Source organism: Teichococcus deserti (assembly GCF_001982615.1).
In the GTDB taxonomy this organism is placed as follows: Bacteria; Pseudomonadota; Alphaproteobacteria; order Acetobacterales; family Acetobacteraceae; genus Pseudoroseomonas; species Pseudoroseomonas deserti.
This window is the reverse complement of record NZ_MLCO01000153.1, coordinates 37,497-57,321: the sequence shown is the minus strand read 5'-3', so window position 1 is coordinate 57,321 and position 19,825 is coordinate 37,497. Positions and strand designations below refer to the sequence as shown.

The window sequence follows — 19,825 nt, the reverse complement described above, 5'->3', positions numbered from 1 at the left end:
GGCAGGCTGTCCATCGACGTTTCCCTCGCATTCTTCGTTGCGAGGATGATCCACCCGGCCGCCAGCGCTTGCCAACCGCTTTCGCGCGAGCGGCTCAGCCGGAGCCGTCGCGGTCCCAGACGGCGAAGACCCCGGGGCGGGTGGCGCCCATGGCGGCCAGCATGCCGCCATGGTCGAAGCCGGGCAGGGCCAGCAGCCAGTCGATGACGCCGCTCTCGCCCGCCGCCCCCTGGGGGTAGCGCAGCGCCAGCCGGCCCTCGGCGTCGAAGAACTGCCACCAGCAATCGGCGCCCAGCGGACCGCTGGCCTCGGCCTCGACCAGCACCCGGCTGAGCCGGGCCAGGTCCAGGGCGTGCTGCCGCCCGGCCGGGTCGGTGACGCTGAGCCGCCCGTCCTGCAGCGCCACCTGCCAGACGCGGTGGTGCCGCCGCAGCGCGGCGGGCGGCCGCAGCCGCGCCATCAGCCGGCTCAGCACCGGCATGGCCGGGGCGCTACGCATCTCGATGCACGTCCAGGCGTCAAGCTCCGCCCCGTTCTGCTCGCTCTCGTATCCGGCCGCGGTCCGGGCTCGGTCCCGCGGCGATCCGGCTCTGACCAAAGCCCTGGGCAGCGGCCAAGGCAAGCGGGGCGCGCTTCACAAGGCCGCGCCAGCGGCCGGCCTAGATCTGCCGCTCGGTGGTGCCAGGCGGCGCCTTGGGCGTGCTGGTGGCGGTGGGGCCGCCGGGCGGGCGCGGCGCCTCGCGGCCCAGCTGGCCGGCGGCCGCGATGCCGAAGCCCAGCGCCGCCAGCAGCGACAGCACGGACCAGTACTGCATCGGGATCCAGAACAGCGAATGCCGCGGCCGCAGGATCACCCGCTGGCCGGTGCGGGCATCGATTAGCTCGCGCCCCGGCCCGCCATTCAGCCGCCGACCGACCCACCAATTGGCCAGGCCGCCCAGCAGCACCATCAGCATGACCACGATGCTGAAGGTCAGCGGCGCCGGCTTCGGCCCCAGCACCGCGAAGAGCGCGGCCATGCCGGCCGCCGGCACGCCGCCCAGGATCAGCACCGTCAGGATGCCCCAGCCCTGCCAGATGATCATTCTTCTGTCCTCGCTCGCTTGCCTGCCCTGGTTACTGCGGCGGCAGGGCAGCGCCCAAGACGGGGCGGCCCCGTCTCCCGCGGATGTGCGCTCACGAAACGGCGGGCGGTCCCCGTCTTGCCGACGTCTTCTGATAACCTTAAGACTTGCGCCGAGGCCCGGGACCACCCCGGCGCGCCCCTGACAGGAGAGTCCAAGATGAAGGTTCTGCAGCGCGACGAGCTGATTCAGGAGCCGCTGCCCGGCCGCGTGCTGCAGCGGGCGATCGGCCGCGACTCGGCCTCCGCCAGCGGCAAGATGACGGTGTCCTTCTGCCGCTACGCCGCCGAGAGCGGGCCGATGGAGCCGCACCACCATGCCGAGGAGACGGTGGTGATCCTCGACGCCCGCGACGGCTGGATCCGCAAGGGCCCGGCCAAGGACGACCTGCCGGAGAAGGTGCCGGTCACCGCCGGCACCATCCTGCATTTCGCCGAGCTGGAATGGCATGTCTTCGAATACGGGCCGGGCGGCTTCATCGACGCCTGCTGCATCTACGGCCAGGTCGACAATATCCGCCCCGAGGACATCGTCGCCCGGGGCTGACGCCCTATTTCACCGCGCAGCGGGCCAGGCAGTTGCCCATATGGGCGGCGGCCGCGGCCTGGGCGGCGGCGACGTCGCCGGCGCGGATGGCGGCCAGGATGGCGGCATGCTCGGAGAGCACCTCGGCCGCCTCCCACTGGCTGCCCTCGGGGCGGGAGGCGAGGACGCTGTCGCGGATATGGTGGCCGAGGAAGGTCACGAACTTCACGAAGAGCTCGTTGTTGGCCGCCTCGGCGATGCCGCGGTGGAAGTCGAGGTCTTCCTCGACGCCGTTGCCGCCGGCGGCGACGGCCGCCTCCATCGCCTGATGCGCCCGCTTGAGCTCGGCGAGCTGCCCGCGGGTGGCGCGCGCCGCGGCCAGGCCGGCGGCCGAAATCTCGGCGCCCATGCGAAGTTCAAAAATCTTGCGGGCGGCGTCGGGGCCGGCCTGCAGCAGCGGCTGGATGCGGAACGGCTGGTTGCTGCTGGGTGCGGCCACGAAGGCGCCGGCGCCCTGGCGGGTCTCGACCAGCCCCTCGGCGCGCAGGCTGGAAATGGCCTCGCGGATCACCGCCAGGCTGACGCCATACTGTTCTGCCAATTGCTGGCCGGTGGGCAGCCGCGCCCCCGGGGCCAGCCGCCCCTCGGCGATGCTGCGGCTGAGCGCGCCCACCACATGGTCGGCGAGGCTCGGCTTCGCCACGCTACTTCTGGCCACGCCCTCCGGCATCGATCCTCGTCCCCCTGGCTGCGTCCCGCCAGGCCATCCTAGCACCGCGCGGTCTTCCGCGCAGCCCGGATTGCCAAGCCGCGAAGTCTTATGATAACCAGATTTCAGCTTGGAGGAAATGCGATGCGAGGCACGCGACTGCACCGGATGCTGGCCAGCGGCGAATGCGCCCTGAACGGATGGTCGGCCATTCCCAGCCCCTTCCTGGCCGAGGCCATGGCGCATCAGGGCTTCGACTCCATCACGCTGGACCTGCAGCACGGGCTGATCTCCTTCGACGCGGCGCTGTCGATGCTGCAGGCGATCAGCACCACCGACGTCACGCCGCTGGCCCGCGTCGCCGGGCTGGAGCCGCCGGCGATCATGAAGCTGCTGGATGCCGGCGCCATGGGCATCATCTGCCCGCTGATCGACAATGCCGAGCAGGCCGCGGCCTTCGTCTCCGCCTGCCGCTACCCGCCCTTCGGCGGCCGCTCCTTCGGCCCGACCCGGGCGCAGCTCTATGCCGGGCGCCACTACGTGGCCCAGGCGAACGACACCATCCTGACCCTCGCCATGATCGAGACGGCGGAGGGTTTCTCGAACATCGACTCGATCCTGGCCGTCCCCGGCCTGGACGGCGTGTACATCGGTCCTTCGGATTTGAGCTTCACCCATGGCCACGACCCCGTGACCGGGCCGGAGCACCCCGAAATGCTGGCCCGTATCGACGCCATCCGCGACGCCGCGCGGCGGGCGGGAAAGAAGGTCGCCATGCACAGCTCGGCGATCGATTATTGCGTCGCCATGTGGGGCCGCGGCTTCGACATGGTCACGGCGCCGAACGACAACCGGCTGTTCGGCATCGGCGCCGGCCAGCTGATGAAGGCGCTGGACCGCCCGATGACGGCGCCGCAGCCGCGCGCCGGCTACTGACATGACGGACCTGCTGCCCGCGCTGGCGGCCATTGTGGGCCCCGCCCATGTCATCGCCCCCGGCCATGACCAGGCGCCCTTCGTCACCGACTGGCGCGGCCGCTACCACGGCCGGGCCGAGGCGGTGGTGCGCCCGGCCGATGCGGCGCAGGTTTCGGAGGTGGTGAAGCTCTGCGTCTCGCAGGGGGTGGCGGTGGTGCCGCAGGGTGGCAATACCGGCATGTGCGGCGCCGCGGTCCCGCCGACCGAGGGCCGCGCCGTGGTGCTGCGGCTCGACCGGCTGAACCGCATCCGCTGGGTCAGCAGCCTGGGTGACGCCATCGCCGTCGATGCCGGCTGCATCCTGGCCGAGATCCAGCAGGCGGCCGAGCGCATCGACCGCCTCTTCCCGCTGAGCCTCGGCGCCGAGGGCAGCTGCCAGATCGGCGGCAACCTCTCGACCAATGCCGGCGGCACCCAGGTGCTGCGCTACGGCACCATGCGTGAGCTCTGCCTGGGGCTGGAGGTGGTGCTGCCCGACGGCCGCCTGCTGGAGACCATGACGGCGCTGCGCAAGGACAGCACCGGCTACGACATCAAGCAGATGTTCATCGGTGCGGAAGGGACGCTGGGCATCATCACCGGCGCGGTGCTGAAGCTGTTTCCGCGGCCGCGCGCCTCGGCGGTGGCCATGGGCATGGCCGAGAATTTCGAGCAGGTGCAGGCGCTGCTGGCGCTGGCCCGCAGCCGGCTGGGCGACCGCCTGTCCAGCTTCGAGGCCATGTCGCGCCGCCAGGTCGAGGTGATCGCCCGCCACATGCCGCAGGTGGCGATTCCCTTCTCCCTCGAGGCCGGCTGGTATGTGCTGGTCGAGCTGTCCGACACGCTGGAGGGCGATTCCCTGCCGGCGTTGCTGGAAGCGATGCTCGGCGAGGCGCTGGAAAAAGAGCTGGTGATGGATGCCATCGTCGCCAGCAGCCAGGCCCAGGCGGAAGGCCTCTGGCGCATCCGCCACAGCGTCTCGGAAAGCAGCAAGGCCGAGGGCTATGTCGTCAGCCATGACAGCGTCGTGCCGCTGGAGCGCCAGGCCGATTTCATCCGCGGCGTCGAGCAGGCGATCGAGGCGGTCTCGCCCGGGGCGACGGTGGTGATGCATGGCCATGTCGGCGACGGCAACATGCATGTGCTGGCCATCCTCGATCCGAAGGCCTTCGATGACGCGGCCGCGCTGCAGGACCGCGCCGCGGCGATCAGCCTGGCGGTGGATGGCGTGCTGGTGCCGCTGGGCGGCGCCATCAGCGCCGAGCATGGCATCGGCCTCTCGAACCGCGCCCGGCTGGCCCGCGCCGCGCCGCCGCTGGAACTCGAGCTGATGCGACGTTTCAAGGACCTGCTCGATCCGCAGGGCCTGATGAATCCCGGCAAGATCCTGATCTAGCCGCCCGGCACCGTCCGGGGATTTCTTTCAGTGGGGAACGACAAGCAAATGAACATCACCCGTCGCGGCCTCGGCGCCGCCGGCCTGGCGCTGGGCGCCGCCACCTTCACCGGCGCGCGGCCCGCGATCGCCGCTGGCGAGGCCTATCCCTCCGGCCCGGTGCGGGTGGTCATTCCCTTCGCCCCCGGCGGCTCGGCCGATGTCTTCGGCCGCATGATCGCCGAGCATCTGGGCAAGGAGTTCGGCAAGCCTTTCGTCTGCGAGAATGTCGGCGGCGCCGGCAGCACGCTGGGCATCGGCCAGGTGGCGCGCGCCGCGCCGGACGGGCAGACCATCGGCCTGGGCTCGATCTCCGGCCTGTCGATTATCCCGGCCTTCGGCAACGTCCCCATCACCTACAAGGTCGAGGACTTCGCGCTGCTGGGCCAGATCACCACGATCCCGAACGTGCTGGCAGTGAACCCGAAGACGGTGCAGGCGCGGTCGGTCGCCGAGTTCATCGCCTGGGCCAAGGCCAATCCGGGCAAGGCCACCTATGGCACCCCGGGCGTCGGCACCAGCCAGCACCTGGCGGCCGAGCTGTTCCAGGCGATGACCGGCACCTCGATGGTGCATGTCCCCTATCGCGGCTCGGGCCCGATGGTGGTCGACCTGCTGAGCGGCGCGATCGACCTGTCCTTCGACAACATCCCGCTGCTGCTGCCCTATGTCGCCGACAAGCGGCTGGTGCTGCTGGGCAGCGCGACCCGCGAGCGCCCGGATTTCGACCGCAACCTGCCGGCCATCGCCGAGACCCTGCCGGGCTTCGAGGCGGTTGCCTGGCACGGCTTCTTCCTGCCCAAGGGCACGCCGCCGGAGATCGCCAACCGGCTGTCGACGGCGATCATCGCCTTCATGAAGCAGCCCGCCACCATCGCCCGCTTCGCCGAGCTGGGCGCCACGGCCTATAGCAGCACGCCGGCCGAATTCACTGCCTTCGTGAAGCAGGAAACCCAGCGCTGGGGCCAGCTGATCGCCGAGCGGAAGATCCAGCCGAGCTGAGCCGGCGCTGCTTCAGGGTCGAGGTCACGGCAGCGCCGTCACCTCGGCCTCGATCCCCGCCTCGGCGGTGCCCAGCACGGTCAGCGCGTCGTTCTCCATCACCAGCCGCTCCAGCCGCAGGGCCGGGCGGGTCAGCGTCACCCGCAGCCGCCCGGTGACCGCCGGATCGGCCAGGCGGCGGCGCAGTTCTGTCAAGGCGCCGGCGATGATGTCCTTGAGATCATAGACGGCGACATCGGAGAGCGCCGCGCGGATGCGGTCCTCGAAGGTGGCGGTCGCCAGCGACCAGAGCGGATTGTCGAAGTCCCGTGCGAATTGGATGTCCGTCAGCCGTACCTGGCTGCCGCGCTGCTCGACGACGGGCTTCGCGGTGAAGATGACCCGGCCGGTGGTGTTCAGCACCCGGCCGGGCAGGGCGGCCGAGAATTCCACCGCCAGCGCGATGTTCGGGTCGCTCGGATAGACGGTCAGCGCCTGCACCCGGAACACCGCGGTGACGCCGCCCAGTTGCACCGGAATGTCCTGGTGGCCGAATTCGCGCATGATCCAGTCGCGGATCATGTCGTAGCCGGCGCGGATCGGGATGGACAGCGCGATCCGCCCGTCGCGGTCCGGCACCTGGCGCAGGGGCGGCAGGAAGATCTGCCGGGCGGGGGTGGCGGCGGCACGCTCGGTCACCGCGGTGCGTGCCTGCAGGGCGAGCACCAGGCGCAGATGGTTGGGCTCCACCGCGAGCTCCGAGCTGCCCAGCGCCTGCGGCTCGATCTGCACCAGCAGCGGCGGTGCCGCGGGCAGCTGGACCGGGATGTCGTGCCGGCGCCACTGCTCCGCCGCCGCCTCGCGCAGCCGCTCGCAGGGAATGTTGTCTTTCAATGTCTGTGGCAGGTTGCGCAGCGCCTCGTCGACCAGGGCGCGCACCCGCTCCTCGATACCGACCCAGACGCCGCCGATGATCTCGAGGCGCGGCGCCTTGCTCCACTGGTAGCCGACGCGGACGGCGACCGCCGGGCACCAGTCGGCATCCAGCGTCGCCTGGATCTCCGCCTCGATGTCGGCGGCTGCGTCGAAATTCTTCGCGTCCAGCCCGAGCAGGCTGGCCACGCCCCCGGTCAGCCCGGCCTGGCCATTGACCTGCAGGCTGGTCGTCGCCCGCAGCTGGCCATCCACGGCGCGGAAGCGGATCGGCGCGGTGCGGCGCAGCGTGAAGCTGTAGCGGGTGCCGTCGCCCTCGCCGCTCTGGCTGAACTCGGCGGGCAGGTCGCGCTCGGCCGCCTGCTGCAGCACGGCGAAGGGGATGCGCAGCCGCACCGACCCTTCGCTGTCGCGCGGCGGCAGGGTCAGCTGCGCCGCCCGGCGCGGCGGGTCGCCGGTCAGCCGCGCGTCGCGCTCCTGGTACCAGGCCTGGCCGGTCCAGAGCACGGCGCCCCAGAGCGCCAGCGACGCAGCGAGGCCGCTGAGCCGGGCCCAGGCTTTCCATCCTCTCATCGCTGCGGGTTATGGCACCGCCACCGCCAGGCCGCCGCACACTTTTCTTCCAGTCCGCTTGCGCGATGACCGGGTCCGGGCATATACCCGCGTCATGCCGGCCGCTCCTGCTCCCGCCAGTTCCGCCTGTTACTGCATCACCCTGCGCGGTGCCGCGCGGAAGATCAGCGCCATCTACGACGCGGCGCTGGCTCCGGTCGGCGTCAATATCGGCCAGCTCAGCCTGCTGCGGCGGATCCGCCGGCACGGGCCGGTGTCGCTGACCGAGCTCGGCAGGCTGGCCGATCTCGACCGCTCCACCATCGGCCGCAACGCACGGGTGCTGGAGAAGCTGGGGCTCGTCGAGGGCCGCGCCGGCGCCGATCAGCGCGAGGCGCCGCTGGCGCTGTCCCCGGCGGGGGAGGCGTTGCTGGAAAAGGCGGCGCCGCTCTGGGATGCCGCCCAGGCCGAGATCGAGACGCGCCTGGGCGCCGAGGGCCTGGCCGCCCTGTCCCGCCTGGCCGAGGATTTCTGACCGGGTTTTTGCGACAAAATGCGGGCATATGCCCGCTTTATGGGGGTGACGACGATGCAGGCAGCCCTGGCCCGCTGGTTGACCGAACGGAAGATCTATTACGGCTGGGCGGTGGTGGCGGCGACCTTCGTCACCATGCTGGCCACGGCCGGCGCCATGGGATCGGCCGGCGTGCTGCTGGCGCCGCTGCAGGCCGAGTTCGGCTGGAGCAATGCCGAGGTCTCCTCCGCCATGGCGCTGCGGCTGGTGCTGTTCGGGCTGATGGGGCCTTTCGCCGCCGCCTTCATGAACCATTTCGGCCTGCGCCGGGTGGTCACCGTGGCGCTGCTGATGATCGGCGGCGGGCTGGCGGCCTCCGCCCTGATGACCGAGCACTGGCAGCTGCTGCTGCTCTGGGGCGGGGTGGTCGGGCTCGGCACCGGCATGACCGCGCTGGTCCTGGGCGCGACGGTGGCCACCCGCTGGTTCGTGCAGCGCCGTGGCCTGGTGGTCGGGTTGATGACGGCCAGCAACGCCACCGGCCAGCTGGTCTTCCTGCCGCTGCTGGCGGCGCTGACTGAGGCGATCGGCTGGCGCGCCGCGCTGGCCTTCGTCGTCGCCATGCTGCTGCTGGCCCTCGCTCTGGTCACCCTGCTGATGCGCGACCACCCCGCCGAGCTCGGCCTGCCGCCGCTGGGCGGGGCGGAGGTCGTGCCGCCGGGGAAGCCGAAGGGCGGGCTGCTCGACCTGCTGGCCTCGCCGCTGCTGGCGCTGCAGGAGGCCTCGCGCAGCCGCGCCTTCTGGGTGCTGTTCGGCACCTTCTTCATCTGTGGCCTCAGCACCAACGGGCTGATCCAGACCCATTGGGTCTCGCTCTGCGGCGATTTCGGCGTGGCGCCGGTGGGGGCGGCGGGCATGCTGGCGGTGATCGGGCTGTTCGACCTGGTCGGCACCGTGGCCTCGGGCTGGCTTGCCGACCGCTACGACAATCGCTGGCTGCTCTTCTGGTTCTACGGGCTGCGCGGGCTGTCGCTGCTCTACCTGCCCTTCACCGAGTTCAACCTGGTGGCGCTCAGCCTCTTCGCCGTCTTCTACGGGCTGGACTGGATCGCGACCGTGCCGCCCACGGTGCGCCTGGTCGCCGAGCGCTTCGGCGCCGAGCGCGCCGGGCTGGTCTTCGGCTGGGTCTTCGCCGGGCACCAGCTGGGCGCCGCCACCGCCGCCTTCGCCGCCGGCGGCGCCCGCAGCGCCTTCGACACCTATCTGCCCGCCCTGTTCGTCGCCGGCGGTTTCTGCCTGGTCGCCGCGCTGATGGTGCTGTCGCTGCAGCGGCCGGCCCCGAAGGCGGTCATGGAACCGGTGACGGCGCAGGCCTGAACCAGCCACGATGGTCCCCGGGCGTGACGCCGCGATGTCACGCCGGGGGGTGAAAGCATGAAAAGCGACAGCGTGGCTGAAACTTTCGCCCCCCTTGCATCGTCTGCCTGTCGCCGGGCATCGGCATCGGCCTATCCTGACCTGGTGCCGTGCCATGGCCATGAGGGGATCGGGGGAGCCAGCTGCCAATGAACACCGAAGTCGCCAGCGCATGCTGAAGCCGCAGACGCCCGCGCCCCTGGCGCGCCACGCCATGGCCTATGTCCTGGCCGGGGGCCGCGGCACCCGCCTGATGGAGCTGACCGAGCGCCGGGTGAAGCCCGCCGTCTTCTTCGGCGCCAAGTCCCGCATCATCGACTTCGCGCTGTCCAACGCCCTGAATTCGGGCATCCGCCGCATCGGCGTCGCCACCCAGTACAAGGCGCACAGCCTGATCCGCCACCTGCAGCGCGGCTGGAACTTCATGCGGGCCGAGCGGAACGAGAGCTTCGATATCCTGCCCGCCAGCCAGCGGGTCGAGGGCAGCGGCTGGTATTCCGGCACGGCGGATGCCGTCTACCAGAACCTCGACATCATCGAGGCCTATGGCGTGCGCTACATGATCGTGCTGGCCGGCGACCATGTCTACAAGATGGACTACGAGGTCATGCTGCAGCAGCACGAGGCCTCGGGCGCCGATGTCACCGTCGGCTGCATCGAGGTGCCGCGGGCCGAGGCCATGGCCTTCGGCGTCATGCAGGTCGACCAGGAGGACCGCATCGTCTCCTTCCTGGAGAAGCCGGCCGACCCGCCGGGCATGCCCGACAAGCCCGAGATGGCGCTGGCCAGCATGGGCATCTACGTCTTCTCCACCAGCTTCCTGGCCGAGCAGCTGCGGCGCGACGCCGCCGACCCGCAATCCAGCCACGATTTCGGCTCCGACCTGGTCCCCCATATCGTCAGGAACGGCCGCGCCCAGGCGCATCGCTTCACCGACAGCTGCGTCACCACCGGCGAGGAGGCGTCGTCCTATTGGCGCGACGTGGGCACGGTGGACGCCTATTGGCAGGCGAATATCGACCTGTGCGACGTCGTCCCTCCGCTCGACCTCTACGACCGCGACTGGCCGATCTGGACCCATAGCGAGCTGTCGCCGCCGGCCAAGTTCGTCTTCAACGACGAGGCGCGGCGCGGCATGGCGGTGGATTCGCTGGTCTCCGGTGGCTGCATCGTCTCCGGCTCGCATGTCGAGCGCTCGGTGCTGTCGACCAATGTGCGGGTGCATTCCTATTGCGACCTGAACAGCAGCGTGCTGCTGCCCGGCGTCACCGTGAACCGGCACACCCGGCTGACCCGGGCCGTGGTCGATAGCGGCGTGCGCCTGCCGGAAGGCCTGGTGGTCGGCGAGGACGCGGAGGCCGATGCCCGCCGCTTCCGCCGCACCGCCGGTGGCGTTACCCTGATCACCCAGCCGATGGTCGACGCCCTTACCGCGTGAGTGCTGCCTGCCCATGACGTTCACTGTCCTCTCGGTCGCTTCCGAGCTCTATCCGCTGATCAAGACCGGGGGGCTGGCCGATGTGGCCGGCGCCCTGCCCGGGGCGCTGGCCGCCGAGGGGATTGCCGTCCATTCCCTGCTGCCGGGCTATCCGGCGGTGATGCAGCGGCTGGAGCAGGCCGAGCCGGTGCTGCACTGGGACGACCTGTTCGGCGGGCCGGGCCGGCTGCTGGCCGCCCGCGCCGCCGGGCTGGACCTTTTCGTCATCGACGCGCCGCATCTCTATGCCCGTCCCGGCAGTCCCTATGCCGGGCCGGAGGGCGACTTCCGCGACAATCCGCAGCGCTTCGCGGGCCTGGGCTGGGTGGCCGCCGAGCTCGGCCTCGGGCGCCTGTCCGGCTTCCGCGCCGATGTCGTGCATGCGCATGACTGGCAGGCCGGGCTGGCGCCCGCCTATCTGCATTATGCCGAGGCCAGTCGCCCGGGCACGGTGATGACCGTGCACAACCTGGCCTTCCAGGGGCAGTGCGCGCCCGAGCTGCTCGCCGCCCTGCGCCTGCCGCCGCAGGCCTGGGCGATGGACGGCGTCGAGTACTACGGCGGCATCGGCTTCCTGAAGGCCGGGCTGCATTTCGCCGACCGCATCACCACCGTCTCGCCCTCCTATGCCGCGGAGATCCGCACCGAGGAGGGCGGCATGGGCCTGGGCGGGCTGCTGCGGTCGCGCGCCGCCGACCTGTCCGGCATCCTGAACGGCATCGACACCGCGGTCTGGAACCCGGAGGCCGATGCGGCGCTGCCCGGCCCATATTCGTCCGACACCCTCTCGGCGCGCGAGGCCAGCCGGGCTGCGCTGCGCCGCCGCATGGGCCTGGCCGAGCGGCCGGTGGCGCCGCTGCTGGGCATCGTCAGCCGGCTGTCCTGGCAGAAGGGCATGGATGCCGTGCTGGAGGCGCTGCCGGCGCTGCTCGGCCATGGCATGCAGCTGGCCGTGCTCGGCAGCGGCGACCCTGCCCTGGAAGAGGGCTTTGCCGCGGCGGCGGCGGCACATCCCGGCCAGGTCGGGCTGCATCGCGGCTATGACGAGGCGCTGGCGCATCTGGTGCAGGGCGGCAGCGACGCGCTGCTGGTGCCCTCGCGCTTCGAGCCCTGCGGCCTCACGCAGCTTTGCGCTCTGCGTTACGGCGCGCTTCCGGTGGTCGCGCGCGTCGGCGGCCTGGCGGATACCGTCATCGATGCCAATGAGATGGCGCTGGCCGCCGGGGTCGGCACGGGGGTGCAGTTCGCCGCCGCGGCCCGCGCCCCGCTCGAGGCCGCGCTGGGGCGGCTGGCCGCCTTGTGGCAGGATCGCCCTGGCTGGCAGCAGCTGCAGCGCAACGGCATGGCCGCCGATGTCAGCTGGCGCCGCCCCGCCCGTCACTACGCGGCGCTCTACCGCGCGGTCGCCTGACCGCCGGCGGGGCGCCTGCCCGCCACCGCAGAAGGGACCTCGCCGCATGACCGACGACAGCCTGACCCGGGACCGCCTGCCCATGCCCGATGACGGGGCCGCGCCCGCCTCGCCGGAGGTCGCGGCGCTGCGGGCGGCGATCCTGGACAAGCTGATCTACCAGGTCGGCGGCCGCGACGAGCGCGCCAGCCCGCGCGACTGGTTCCTGGCGGCGACGCTGGCGGTGCGCGACCGCATCATGGACCGCTGGCGCGCTGCCAACGACCTGTCCGCCGCCGAGCACCACCGCCAGGTCTGCTACCTGTCGATGGAATTCCTGATCGGCCGGCTGCTCTCCGACGCCTTGGGCAATCTCGGCCTGACCGAGACGATGCGCGAGGCCCTCTCCGGCCTCGGCGTCGAGCTGGAAGAGATCTATGCGCAGGAGCCGGATGCGGCGCTGGGCAATGGCGGCCTCGGGCGTCTGGCCGCCTGCTTCATGGACAGCATGGCCAGCCTGTCGATCCCGGCCTTCGGCTATGGCATCCGCTACGAGCACGGGCTGTTCCGCCAGCTGATCCAGGACGGCCGCCAGCGCGAGGTGCCGGAGGACTGGCTGAGCCTGGGCAACCCCTGGGAATTCGAGCGCGCCAACATCGTCTGCGACGTCGGCTTCGGCGGCCATGTCGCGCCGCGCGCCGAGGGCGGCGTCGCCTGGCACCCGGGCGAGGTGGTGCGCGCCATCGCCTATGACACCCCCGTGGTCGGCTGGGGCGGCAAGTGGGTCAACACGCTGCGGCTGTGGTCGGCCCGCGCCACCGACCCGCTGCAGCTCGACGCCTTCAACAGCGGCGACCATATCGGCGCCCAGCTGAACCGGGTGCGGGCCGAGGCCATCTCCCGCGTGCTCTATCCCGGCGATGAAAGCCCGGCCGGGCAGGAGCTGCGGCTGCGGCAGGAGTATTTCTTCGCCTCGGCCTCGCTGCAGGACATGATCCGGCGGCACAAGCGGCTGCATGGCGAGGTGACGACGCTCGCCGAGAAGAACGCCGTCCAGCTGAACGACACGCATCCGGCGATCGGCGTGGCCGAGCTGATGCGGCTGCTGATCGACGTGCACGGGCTGGAATGGGACGAGGCCTGGCGCATCGGCATCGCCACCTTCTCCTACACCAACCACACGCTGATGCCGGAGGCGCTGGAAAGCTGGCCGGTCGCGCTGATGGAGCGGCTGCTGCCGCGCAACATGCAGATCATCTACCTGATCAACGCGCAGCACCTGGAGGCGGCGCGCCAGGCCGGCGCCAATGACGGCATGCTGGAAGCCATCTCGATCATCAACGAGCATGCCGGGCGCCGCGTCCGCATGGGGCACTTGGCCTTCGTCGGCTCGCACAAGGTCAACGGCGTCAGCGCGCTGCACACCGGGCTGATGAAGACCACCGTCTTCGCCGAGCTCGACCGCGCCTGCCCGGGCCGCATCACCAACAAGACCAACGGCATCACCTTCCGCCGCTGGCTGCAGCGCGCCAATCCCGGCCTGACGAAGCTGATCACCGACAGCATCGGCCCGCGCTTCCTGGACGACCCCGAGCATCTGGCCGAGTTGGCGCCGCTGGCCCATGACGCGGCCTTCCGCGAGGCCTTCGAGGCGCAGCGCCTGGCCGCCAAGCGCCGCCTGGCCGAGGTGGTGCGCGCCCGCATCGGCGTCGCCGTCGATCCGCAGGCGCTGTTCGACGTGCAGATCAAGCGCATCCACGAATACAAGCGCCAGCTGCTGAACATCCTGCAGACCATCGCGCTCTACAACGCGATGCGGGCGCAGCCGATGTCGCGCTGGACGCCACGTGTAAAAATCTTCGCCGGCAAGGCGGCGCCGAGCTACCACCAGGCCAAGCTGATCATCCGCCTGGCCAATGACGTCGCCCGCGTGGTCAACAACGACCCGACGCTGCACGGGCTGCTGAAGGTCGCCTTCCTGCCCAACTACAACGTGACGCTGGCCGAGAGCATCATCCCGGCGGCCGACCTGTCGGAGCAGATCTCGACCGCCGGCCTCGAGGCCTCGGGCACCGGCAACATGAAGTTCGCGCTGAACGGCGCGCTGACCATCGGCACGCTGGACGGCGCCAATGTCGAGATCAGCGAGCGCGTCGGCCTCGACAATATTTTTATCTTTGGCCTCAAGGCCGATGCGGCGGGCGCGATGCGCCGCGACGGCTTCGACGCGCGGGCTGCCGTCGCGGCGTCGCCGGAGCTGCAGGGCGTGCTGGATTCGCTGATGGGCGGCGTCTTCTCGCCGGAAGAGCCCGACCGCTATCGCGGGCTGGTGGAGGGGCTGCTGGCGCATGACAGCTTCCTGGTCACCGCCGATTTCGACAGCTACCAGCGCAGCCAGCGCCAGGTCGCCGAGCGCTGGCGCCAGCCCGACGACTGGTGGCGCAGCGCCGTGCTGAACACCGCCAATGTCGCCTGGTTCTCCTCCGACCGCACCATCCGCGACTATGCCGAGGAGATCTGGAAGCTGCCGGTCCGCTAGCCGCGCGCGGAATCCGGCGTCTTGCGGAAGCTGATGGCCAGCCGGTTGAAGGCGTTCATCAGCCCGATGGCGATGGTCAGGTCGGCCAGCTCCTTGTCTGAGAACACCGAGGCCGCCGCGGCATAGTCGGCCTCGGGCACCTGGGTCTGGCCGACCAGGGTGACCGTCTCGGCCCAGGCTAGCGCCGCCTTTTCCCGCGCATCCAGCAAGGTGCCGGCTTCGCGCCAGGCCGGGACCATGGCCAGGGCCGCCGGCGCCAGCCCGCGCTGCAGCAGGTCGCGCGAATGCTTGTCGATGCAATAGGCGCAGCCGTTCAGCAGCGAGATGCGCAGATAGACCAGCTCGACCAGCTGCGCCGGCAAGCCGCATTGCTGGACATAGCCATAAACGGCACCCAGCGCCTTCACCCCCGCCGGCGCTGCCGCCGCATAATCCATCCGTTCCATTTTTCTCTCCACCATCGGCTGTGTCGGCGCGGGAAATGCGCCGCGGATGGCGCAGGCGACAGCCCCAAGAACGGCTGAAAAGACTGTACCATCGCGGGCATGACCGAAGAGCTCGCGCTGACCCTCGACCGTGCCGCCCGGCAGCCCCTGGCCGAGCAGATCCGCCTGGGCATCGCCGCCGCCATCGCCGAGGGGCGGCTGCGGCCCGGTGCCCGCATGCCCTCCTGGCGCGACCTGGCGGCGCAGCTGGGCGTCGCCCGCGGCACCGTCCGCGTGGCCTATGAGCGGCTGGCCGACAGCCAGCTGCTGGTGGCCTCGGGCCCGGCCGGCACCCATGTCACCGACCAGCCCGCCGCCAGCGTGACCCCGGCCGCGCCGCCCGAGCCGCCGCCGCTGCCCGGCTTCCCGGTCGAGATCGGCGGCCCGCCGGCCCCCTTCCAGATGGGCGTCCCGGCGCAGGATGCTTTCCCGTTCAAGCTGTGGTCGCGGGTGTTGGCGCGCGCCGCCCGGACCGCGGCCGCGGCGCCGGTCAGCTATCCCGACCCGCGCGGCGAGCTCGCCCTGCGGCAGGAGATCTCTTCCTACCTCGCGCTGGCCCGCGCCATCGCCTGCAGCCCGGCGCAGGTCTTCGTCACCGCCGGCTATGCGGGCGGGCTGGGCCTGGCGCTGCAGGCGCTAGGGCTGGCCGGACAGAAGGCCTGGATGGAGGAGCCCGGCTATCCCCTCGCCCGCGCCGGGCTGCGCCTGGCCGGGCTCCAAGCCGTGCCGGTGCCGGTGGATGCCGAGGGGCTGCAGGTCGAGGCCGGCCTTGCCCGCGCGCCCGATGCGGCCCTGGCGCTGGTGACGCCGGGGCAGCAGGCGCCGCTGGGCGTCACCCTGTCGCTGGCCCGGCGCCGCGCGCTATTGGACTGGGCGGCGGGGCAGGGCGCCTGGATCATCGAGGACGACTATCTTGGCGAGCTGCAACTGGCCGGGCGGGCGGCGCCGGCGCTGGCCGCGCTCGACCGGGCGGGGCGGGTGATCCATGCCGGCAGCTTCAGCAAGACACTCAGCCCGGCGCTGCGGCTGGGCTTCCTGGTCGTGCCGCCGGCGCTGGTGCCGCGTTTCGCCGAGGCCGCGCTGTGCCTGGCGCCGGCGCCCGGGGCCGCGCCGCAGCTGGCCGTCGCCGCGCTGCTGCGCGACGGCCATGCGCTGCGCCACTTGCGGCGGATGAAGCGGCTCTATGCCGCGCGGCGCCAGGCGCTGCGGCAGGCGCTGGGCGGGGTGGAGGCCGGGTTGTCGCTGCTGCTGCCGCTGCCGGAGGCGGCCGACGACGTCGCCCTGGCGCGGGAGGCCGGCGGCGGGGTGGTGCCGCTCTCCGCCTGGTATGCCGGGGCGCCGCGGCGGGGGCTGCTGCTCGGGGTGACCAATGCAGCGCCGGGACGGATCGAGGCCGCCGCGGCGCGGCTCGCCGGATTCCGGCATTTGGAACAAAAATTCCGTTTTGACCGATCTTCGGCAATGTGTTTCCATGCCGCCGCAGAACAAGCCGCCGCGCTGCGACGCGGCGCGCCAGCCGAGGAAACACCATGCCCCACCTGATGCCCGCGCCCGGCGCGGTGCGGGAGGCCGCGGACGCGCGGCATCCGGCCGCCACCACCCTGCCGGACGCCGCGCGTCTGCGGCTGATGGCCAATGCCATCCGCGCGCTCAGCATGGATGCGATCGAGCACGCCCAGTCCGGCCATCCCGGCCTGCCGCTGGGCATGGCCGATGTGGCGGCGACCCTGTTCGGCCGCTTCATCAAGGTTGACTCGCGGGCGCCGCACTGGCCCGACCGCGACCGCTTCGTGCTGTCGGCAGGCCACGGCTCGATGCTGCTCTATGCGCTGCTGCATCTGATGGGCCATGCGGATATGACCATCGAGGCGCTGCAGCGCTTCCGCAAGCTGGGCAGCCCGGCCGCCGGCCATCCGGAATACGGCCATGCGACGGGCATCGAGACGACGACCGGGCCGCTGGGGCAGGGGCTGGCCACCGCCATCGGCATGGCCATGGCCGAGCGCATCCAGGCCGCCCGCTTCGGCGAGGCACTGGCCGATCACCGCACCTGGGTGCTGGCCTCGGATGGCGACCTGATGGAAGGCGTCAGCCAGGAATCGATCGGGCTGGCCGGGCGGCTCGGCCTCGGGCGGCTGATCGTGCTGTTCGACGACAACGACATCTCCATCGACGGCAAGATTTCCCTCGTCGATGCGACGGACCAGATCGCGCGCTTCCAGGCCTCGGGCTGGCACACGATCCGGGTCGACGGGCATGACCCGGAGGCGATCTCGGACGCCATCGCCCAGGCCATCGCCGATCCGCGGCCCAGCCTGGTCGCCTGCCGCACCGTCATCGGCTATGGCGCGCCGGTGAAGCAGGGGACGCCGGCGGCGCATTCCTCGCCGCTGGGCACCCAGGAAGTCGAAGGCGTGCGCGCGCATCTCGGCTGGACCGCCGGTCCCTTCGAGATCCCCACCGAGGCCCGCGTCGCCTGGGACGCCGCCGCCGCCCGCGCCCGCGCGCCGCATGCCGCCTGGCAGCAGCGTCTTGCGGCTTCGGCCCAGCGCGCGGCGTTCGAGGCCTCGCTGGCCGGCGGCCGCCCGGCCGGGCTGGATGCGGCGATCCTGGCGATCAAGCAGCGTTTCGCCGAGAAGATGCCGAAGCTGGCAACGCGCAAGGCGTCGGAAGCGGTGCTGGAGCTGCTGATGCCGGCGGTGCCGGAGCTGGTGACCGGCTCGGCCGACCTGACCTCGGCCAACTTCACCAAGATCGAGGGCTTCGGCCCGATCGCCGAGAAGAATTTCGCCGGCCGCTATGTCTATTGGGGCATCCGCGAGCATGCGATGGCGGCGGCGATGAACGGCATGGCGCTGCATGGCGGCGCCATTCCCGCCAGCGGCACCTTCCTGGCCTTCTCCGACTATTGCCGCCCGGCGCTGCGCCTGGCGGCGCTGATGGGCGTCGGCGCCATCCATGTGATGACGCATGACAGCATCGGGCTGGGCGAGGACGGGCCGACGCACCAGCCGGTCGAGCATCTGGCGGCGCTGCGGGCGATCCCGAATCTTCTTCTGCTGCGCCCGGCCGATCCGATCGAGACCGCCGAATGCTGGCAGATCGCCATGGCCGAGCGCGAGCGGCCGAGCGTGCTGGCACTGTGCCGCCAGGAGGTGCCGGCGCTGCGCCGCCATGCCGAGGCCGAGAATTTTTCGTCGCGCGGCGCCTATGAGATCGCCGCCGCCGATTGCGAGGCCGCGGCGACGCTGTTCGCCAGCGGCTCCGAGGTCAGCATCGCGCTGGCCGCGCGCGAGCAGCTGCAGGCCGCGGGCGTGCCGACACGCGTCGTCTCCGTGCCGTGCTTCGAATTGTTCTTCGAGCAGGGCGACGACTATGTGGAATCGGTGATCGGCACCGCCCCGGTGAAGGTTGCGGTGGAAGCGGCGATCCGCCAGGGCTGGGATGCGATCATCGGCCGTCGTGGCGGCTTCGTCGGCATGAAGGGTTTCGGCGCCAGCGCTGCGCCTGCCGAGCTCTACGAGCATTTCGGCATCACGCCCGCGGCGGTGGTGACCACCGTCCAGGCTGCTCTCAAGAAATAAAAATAGAAGGGGGTCTGGGGGGATACCTCCCCCCAGCCTTGCTTTCTTTCGTTTGTGGGGAAGGAAAAAGTTGATGGAAAGCAGATTGATCCTGCCGCGCCGTCGCCTGCTGCAGGCGGCTGGCGGGGCGAGCCTGGCGACACCCTTCCTGGGGGCGCGCGCCAATGCCGCCCAGGTGGTGAACGTCCTGGGCGTTCCCGGCCTGCATGTGAAGCTGTGGCAGGAATGGTCTGCCATGATTCGCGAGGAGACCAAGGGCGAGGTCGAGGTCCGCTTCGATCCGCTGGGCTATGCGCCGGCCTTTGCCAAGATCAAGACCGAGGCGGAAAGCCGCAGCTTCACCACCGACCTGTTCTATGGCGACAGCCCCTTCCCGGAGCGTCTGGCGCTCGACGGGCTGCTGGAGCGGCTGCCCTATGACGACCTGCCGCTGACGCAGGAGCTGGACGCCTTCGCCCGCGGCGAGTTCACGCTGGAGGTGTTCCGCACCAATTGGGGCGTCGCCGCCTTCAACACCAATTTTGTGCGCGCCAGCAGCTTCACGACGCCGCTGACCTGGGAGGTCTTCGCCGATCCGCGCTGGAAGAACCGGCTGAGCTGGGCCGATCCGCGCGGCTTCCCGGTTTGGATCCCGATCGTCGTCGAGCTGTTCGGCGAGAATGGCTGGATCGACTATTGCCGCCGCATCGACGCCAATGTGAAGACCTACAACGCCCGCTGGATCGACAACCGGATCGGGCTGCAGCGCGGCGACGCCTGGATCACCTTCATGAACCTGGCGAACATCTATATCAGCACGCAGATCGACAAGGCGTCGGTCAGCGGCTTCCCGATCACCCAGCCTGAGGTCGGCCTCGGCGTGCTGCCGGTGTCGATCGCGCTGCTGAAGTCGGCGCCGTCGCGCACCGGCGCGCTGAAGGTGCTGAACCTGATCAGCTCGGCCCGCTACGCCAAGGTGATGATGGATATCGGCCTGAACCCGAGCAACAACCCGGCCAACTATCCGCATCCGATGTCCGACAAGATCCTCGAGCTGAACAATGCCAGCAAGGTCGGGCTGAATTCCTGGGCGGACGTGCAGAAGCACACGATGAAGACCGACTGGGTCGCCTGGGCGGGCAAGATGGACCGCTATGTCCAGACCTGGGAGGCCGAGATCCTCCGCCGCCGCGGCTGAGCGGGGGGCGCGACCGATGCCACCATC

Annotated in this window: 17 protein-coding genes; 12 read left to right on the top strand and 5 right to left on the bottom strand. The window is 70.9% G+C overall.

Features of this window, described 5'->3' with window-relative positions:
• Window positions 1-94: 94 nt before the first annotated feature.
• Complete coding sequence (locus tag BKE38_RS15915; protein WP_131829613.1) at window positions 95-499, bottom strand: hypothetical protein; 405 nt, start codon at window positions 497-499, stop codon at window positions 95-97.
• 160 nt (window positions 500-659) lie between these two features.
• Entirely contained in the window at window positions 660-1,085 is a 426-nt protein-coding gene (locus BKE38_RS15910) for a hypothetical protein (RefSeq protein WP_076958275.1), read from the bottom strand.
• A gap of 198 nt (window positions 1,086-1,283) precedes the next feature.
• On the opposite strand from BKE38_RS15910, the gene BKE38_RS15905 reads away from it, so the two are divergent.
• Window positions 1,284-1,670, top strand: coding sequence for a hypothetical protein (locus BKE38_RS15905; RefSeq protein ID WP_076958274.1), 387 nt, complete (start codon window positions 1,284-1,286; stop codon window positions 1,668-1,670).
• A 4-nt stretch (window positions 1,671-1,674) separates the two neighbouring features.
• Here the strand turns inward: BKE38_RS15905 and BKE38_RS31530 are convergent, their stop codons facing one another.
• Window positions 1,675-2,352, bottom strand: a complete 678-nt coding sequence (locus tag BKE38_RS31530; protein ID WP_165694201.1) for a FadR/GntR family transcriptional regulator — start codon at window positions 2,350-2,352, stop codon at window positions 1,675-1,677.
• 150 nt (window positions 2,353-2,502) lie between these two features.
• Here BKE38_RS31530 and BKE38_RS15895 point away from each other — a divergent pair, with 150 nt between their 5' ends.
• The 3 genes from BKE38_RS15895 to BKE38_RS15885 are packed head-to-tail and all read left to right on the top strand — an operon-like array spanning window position 2,503 to window position 5,752.
• The gene (locus BKE38_RS15895; protein ID WP_076958272.1) at window positions 2,503-3,294 is read left to right on the top strand and encodes an HpcH/HpaI aldolase family protein; all 792 of its coding nucleotides are present in this window, start codon (window positions 2,503-2,505) and stop codon (window positions 3,292-3,294) included.
• Between the two features lies 1 nt (window position 3,295).
• Window positions 3,296-4,711, top strand: coding sequence for an FAD-binding oxidoreductase (locus BKE38_RS15890; protein ID WP_076958271.1), 1,416 nt, complete (start codon window positions 3,296-3,298; stop codon window positions 4,709-4,711).
• Window positions 4,712-4,759: 48 nt separating this feature from the next.
• Window positions 4,760-5,752: a Bug family tripartite tricarboxylate transporter substrate binding protein gene (locus BKE38_RS15885; protein ID WP_076958270.1), complete on the top strand. Its 993-nt coding sequence runs from the start codon at window positions 4,760-4,762 to the stop codon at window positions 5,750-5,752.
• Between the two features lie 24 nt (window positions 5,753-5,776).
• On the opposite strand, the gene BKE38_RS15880 is transcribed toward BKE38_RS15885, so the two are convergent.
• On the bottom strand, window positions 5,777-7,237 hold the full coding sequence (locus tag BKE38_RS15880) for a DUF4403 family protein (protein ID WP_076958269.1): 1,461 nt from the start codon (window positions 7,235-7,237) through the stop codon (window positions 5,777-5,779).
• Window positions 7,238-7,331: 94 nt separating this feature from the next.
• On the opposite strand from BKE38_RS15880, the gene BKE38_RS15875 reads away from it, so the two are divergent.
• The 5 genes from BKE38_RS15875 to BKE38_RS15855 all read left to right on the top strand — a co-directional run bounded on the left by BKE38_RS15875 (window position 7,332) and on the right by BKE38_RS15855 (window position 14,552).
• Window positions 7,332-7,751: a MarR family winged helix-turn-helix transcriptional regulator gene (locus tag BKE38_RS15875; RefSeq protein WP_076958268.1), complete on the top strand. Its 420-nt coding sequence runs from the start codon at window positions 7,332-7,334 to the stop codon at window positions 7,749-7,751.
• A 54-nt stretch (window positions 7,752-7,805) separates the two neighbouring features.
• Window positions 7,806-9,107 carry an MFS transporter gene (locus tag BKE38_RS15870; RefSeq protein WP_076958280.1) on the top strand — a complete coding sequence of 434 codons (1,302 nt, stop codon included), beginning with the start codon at window positions 7,806-7,808 and terminating at the stop codon, window positions 9,105-9,107.
• 211 nt (window positions 9,108-9,318) lie between these two features.
• The gene (glgC, locus tag BKE38_RS15865) at window positions 9,319-10,584 is read left to right on the top strand and encodes a glucose-1-phosphate adenylyltransferase (protein WP_076958267.1); all 1,266 of its coding nucleotides are present in this window, start codon (window positions 9,319-9,321) and stop codon (window positions 10,582-10,584) included.
• A gap of 13 nt (window positions 10,585-10,597) precedes the next feature.
• Window positions 10,598-12,034: a glycogen synthase GlgA gene (gene glgA / locus BKE38_RS15860; protein WP_076958266.1), complete on the top strand. Its 1,437-nt coding sequence runs from the start codon at window positions 10,598-10,600 to the stop codon at window positions 12,032-12,034.
• Window positions 12,035-12,080: 46 nt separating this feature from the next.
• A complete protein-coding gene (locus BKE38_RS15855; protein ID WP_420014332.1) occupies window positions 12,081-14,552 on the top strand; it encodes a glycogen/starch/alpha-glucan phosphorylase in 2,472 nt (823 codons plus the stop codon).
• Here the strand turns inward: BKE38_RS15855 and BKE38_RS15850 are convergent.
• Window positions 14,549-14,998 carry a carboxymuconolactone decarboxylase family protein gene (locus BKE38_RS15850; protein WP_076958265.1) on the bottom strand — a complete coding sequence of 150 codons (450 nt, stop codon included), beginning with the start codon at window positions 14,996-14,998 and terminating at the stop codon, window positions 14,549-14,551. The genes BKE38_RS15855 and BKE38_RS15850 overlap by 4 nt on opposite strands.
• 99 nt (window positions 14,999-15,097) lie before the next feature.
• Here BKE38_RS15850 and pdxR point away from each other — a divergent pair, with 99 nt between their 5' ends.
• From pdxR to BKE38_RS15835, 3 genes are all read left to right on the top strand, one after another.
• On the top strand, window positions 15,098-16,579 hold the full coding sequence (gene pdxR / locus BKE38_RS15845; protein ID WP_076958264.1) for a MocR-like pyridoxine biosynthesis transcription factor PdxR: 1,482 nt from the start codon (window positions 15,098-15,100) through the stop codon (window positions 16,577-16,579).
• Window positions 16,567-18,621, top strand: a complete 2,055-nt coding sequence (tkt, locus tag BKE38_RS15840) for a transketolase (RefSeq protein WP_076958263.1) — start codon at window positions 16,567-16,569, stop codon at window positions 18,619-18,621. Before pdxR ends, tkt begins: the two co-directional genes overlap by 13 nt.
• Before the next feature lie 73 nt (window positions 18,622-18,694).
• Window positions 18,695-19,798, top strand: coding sequence for an extracellular solute-binding protein (locus BKE38_RS15835; RefSeq protein ID WP_076958262.1), 1,104 nt, complete (start codon window positions 18,695-18,697; stop codon window positions 19,796-19,798).
• Window positions 19,799-19,825 lie beyond the last annotated feature (27 nt).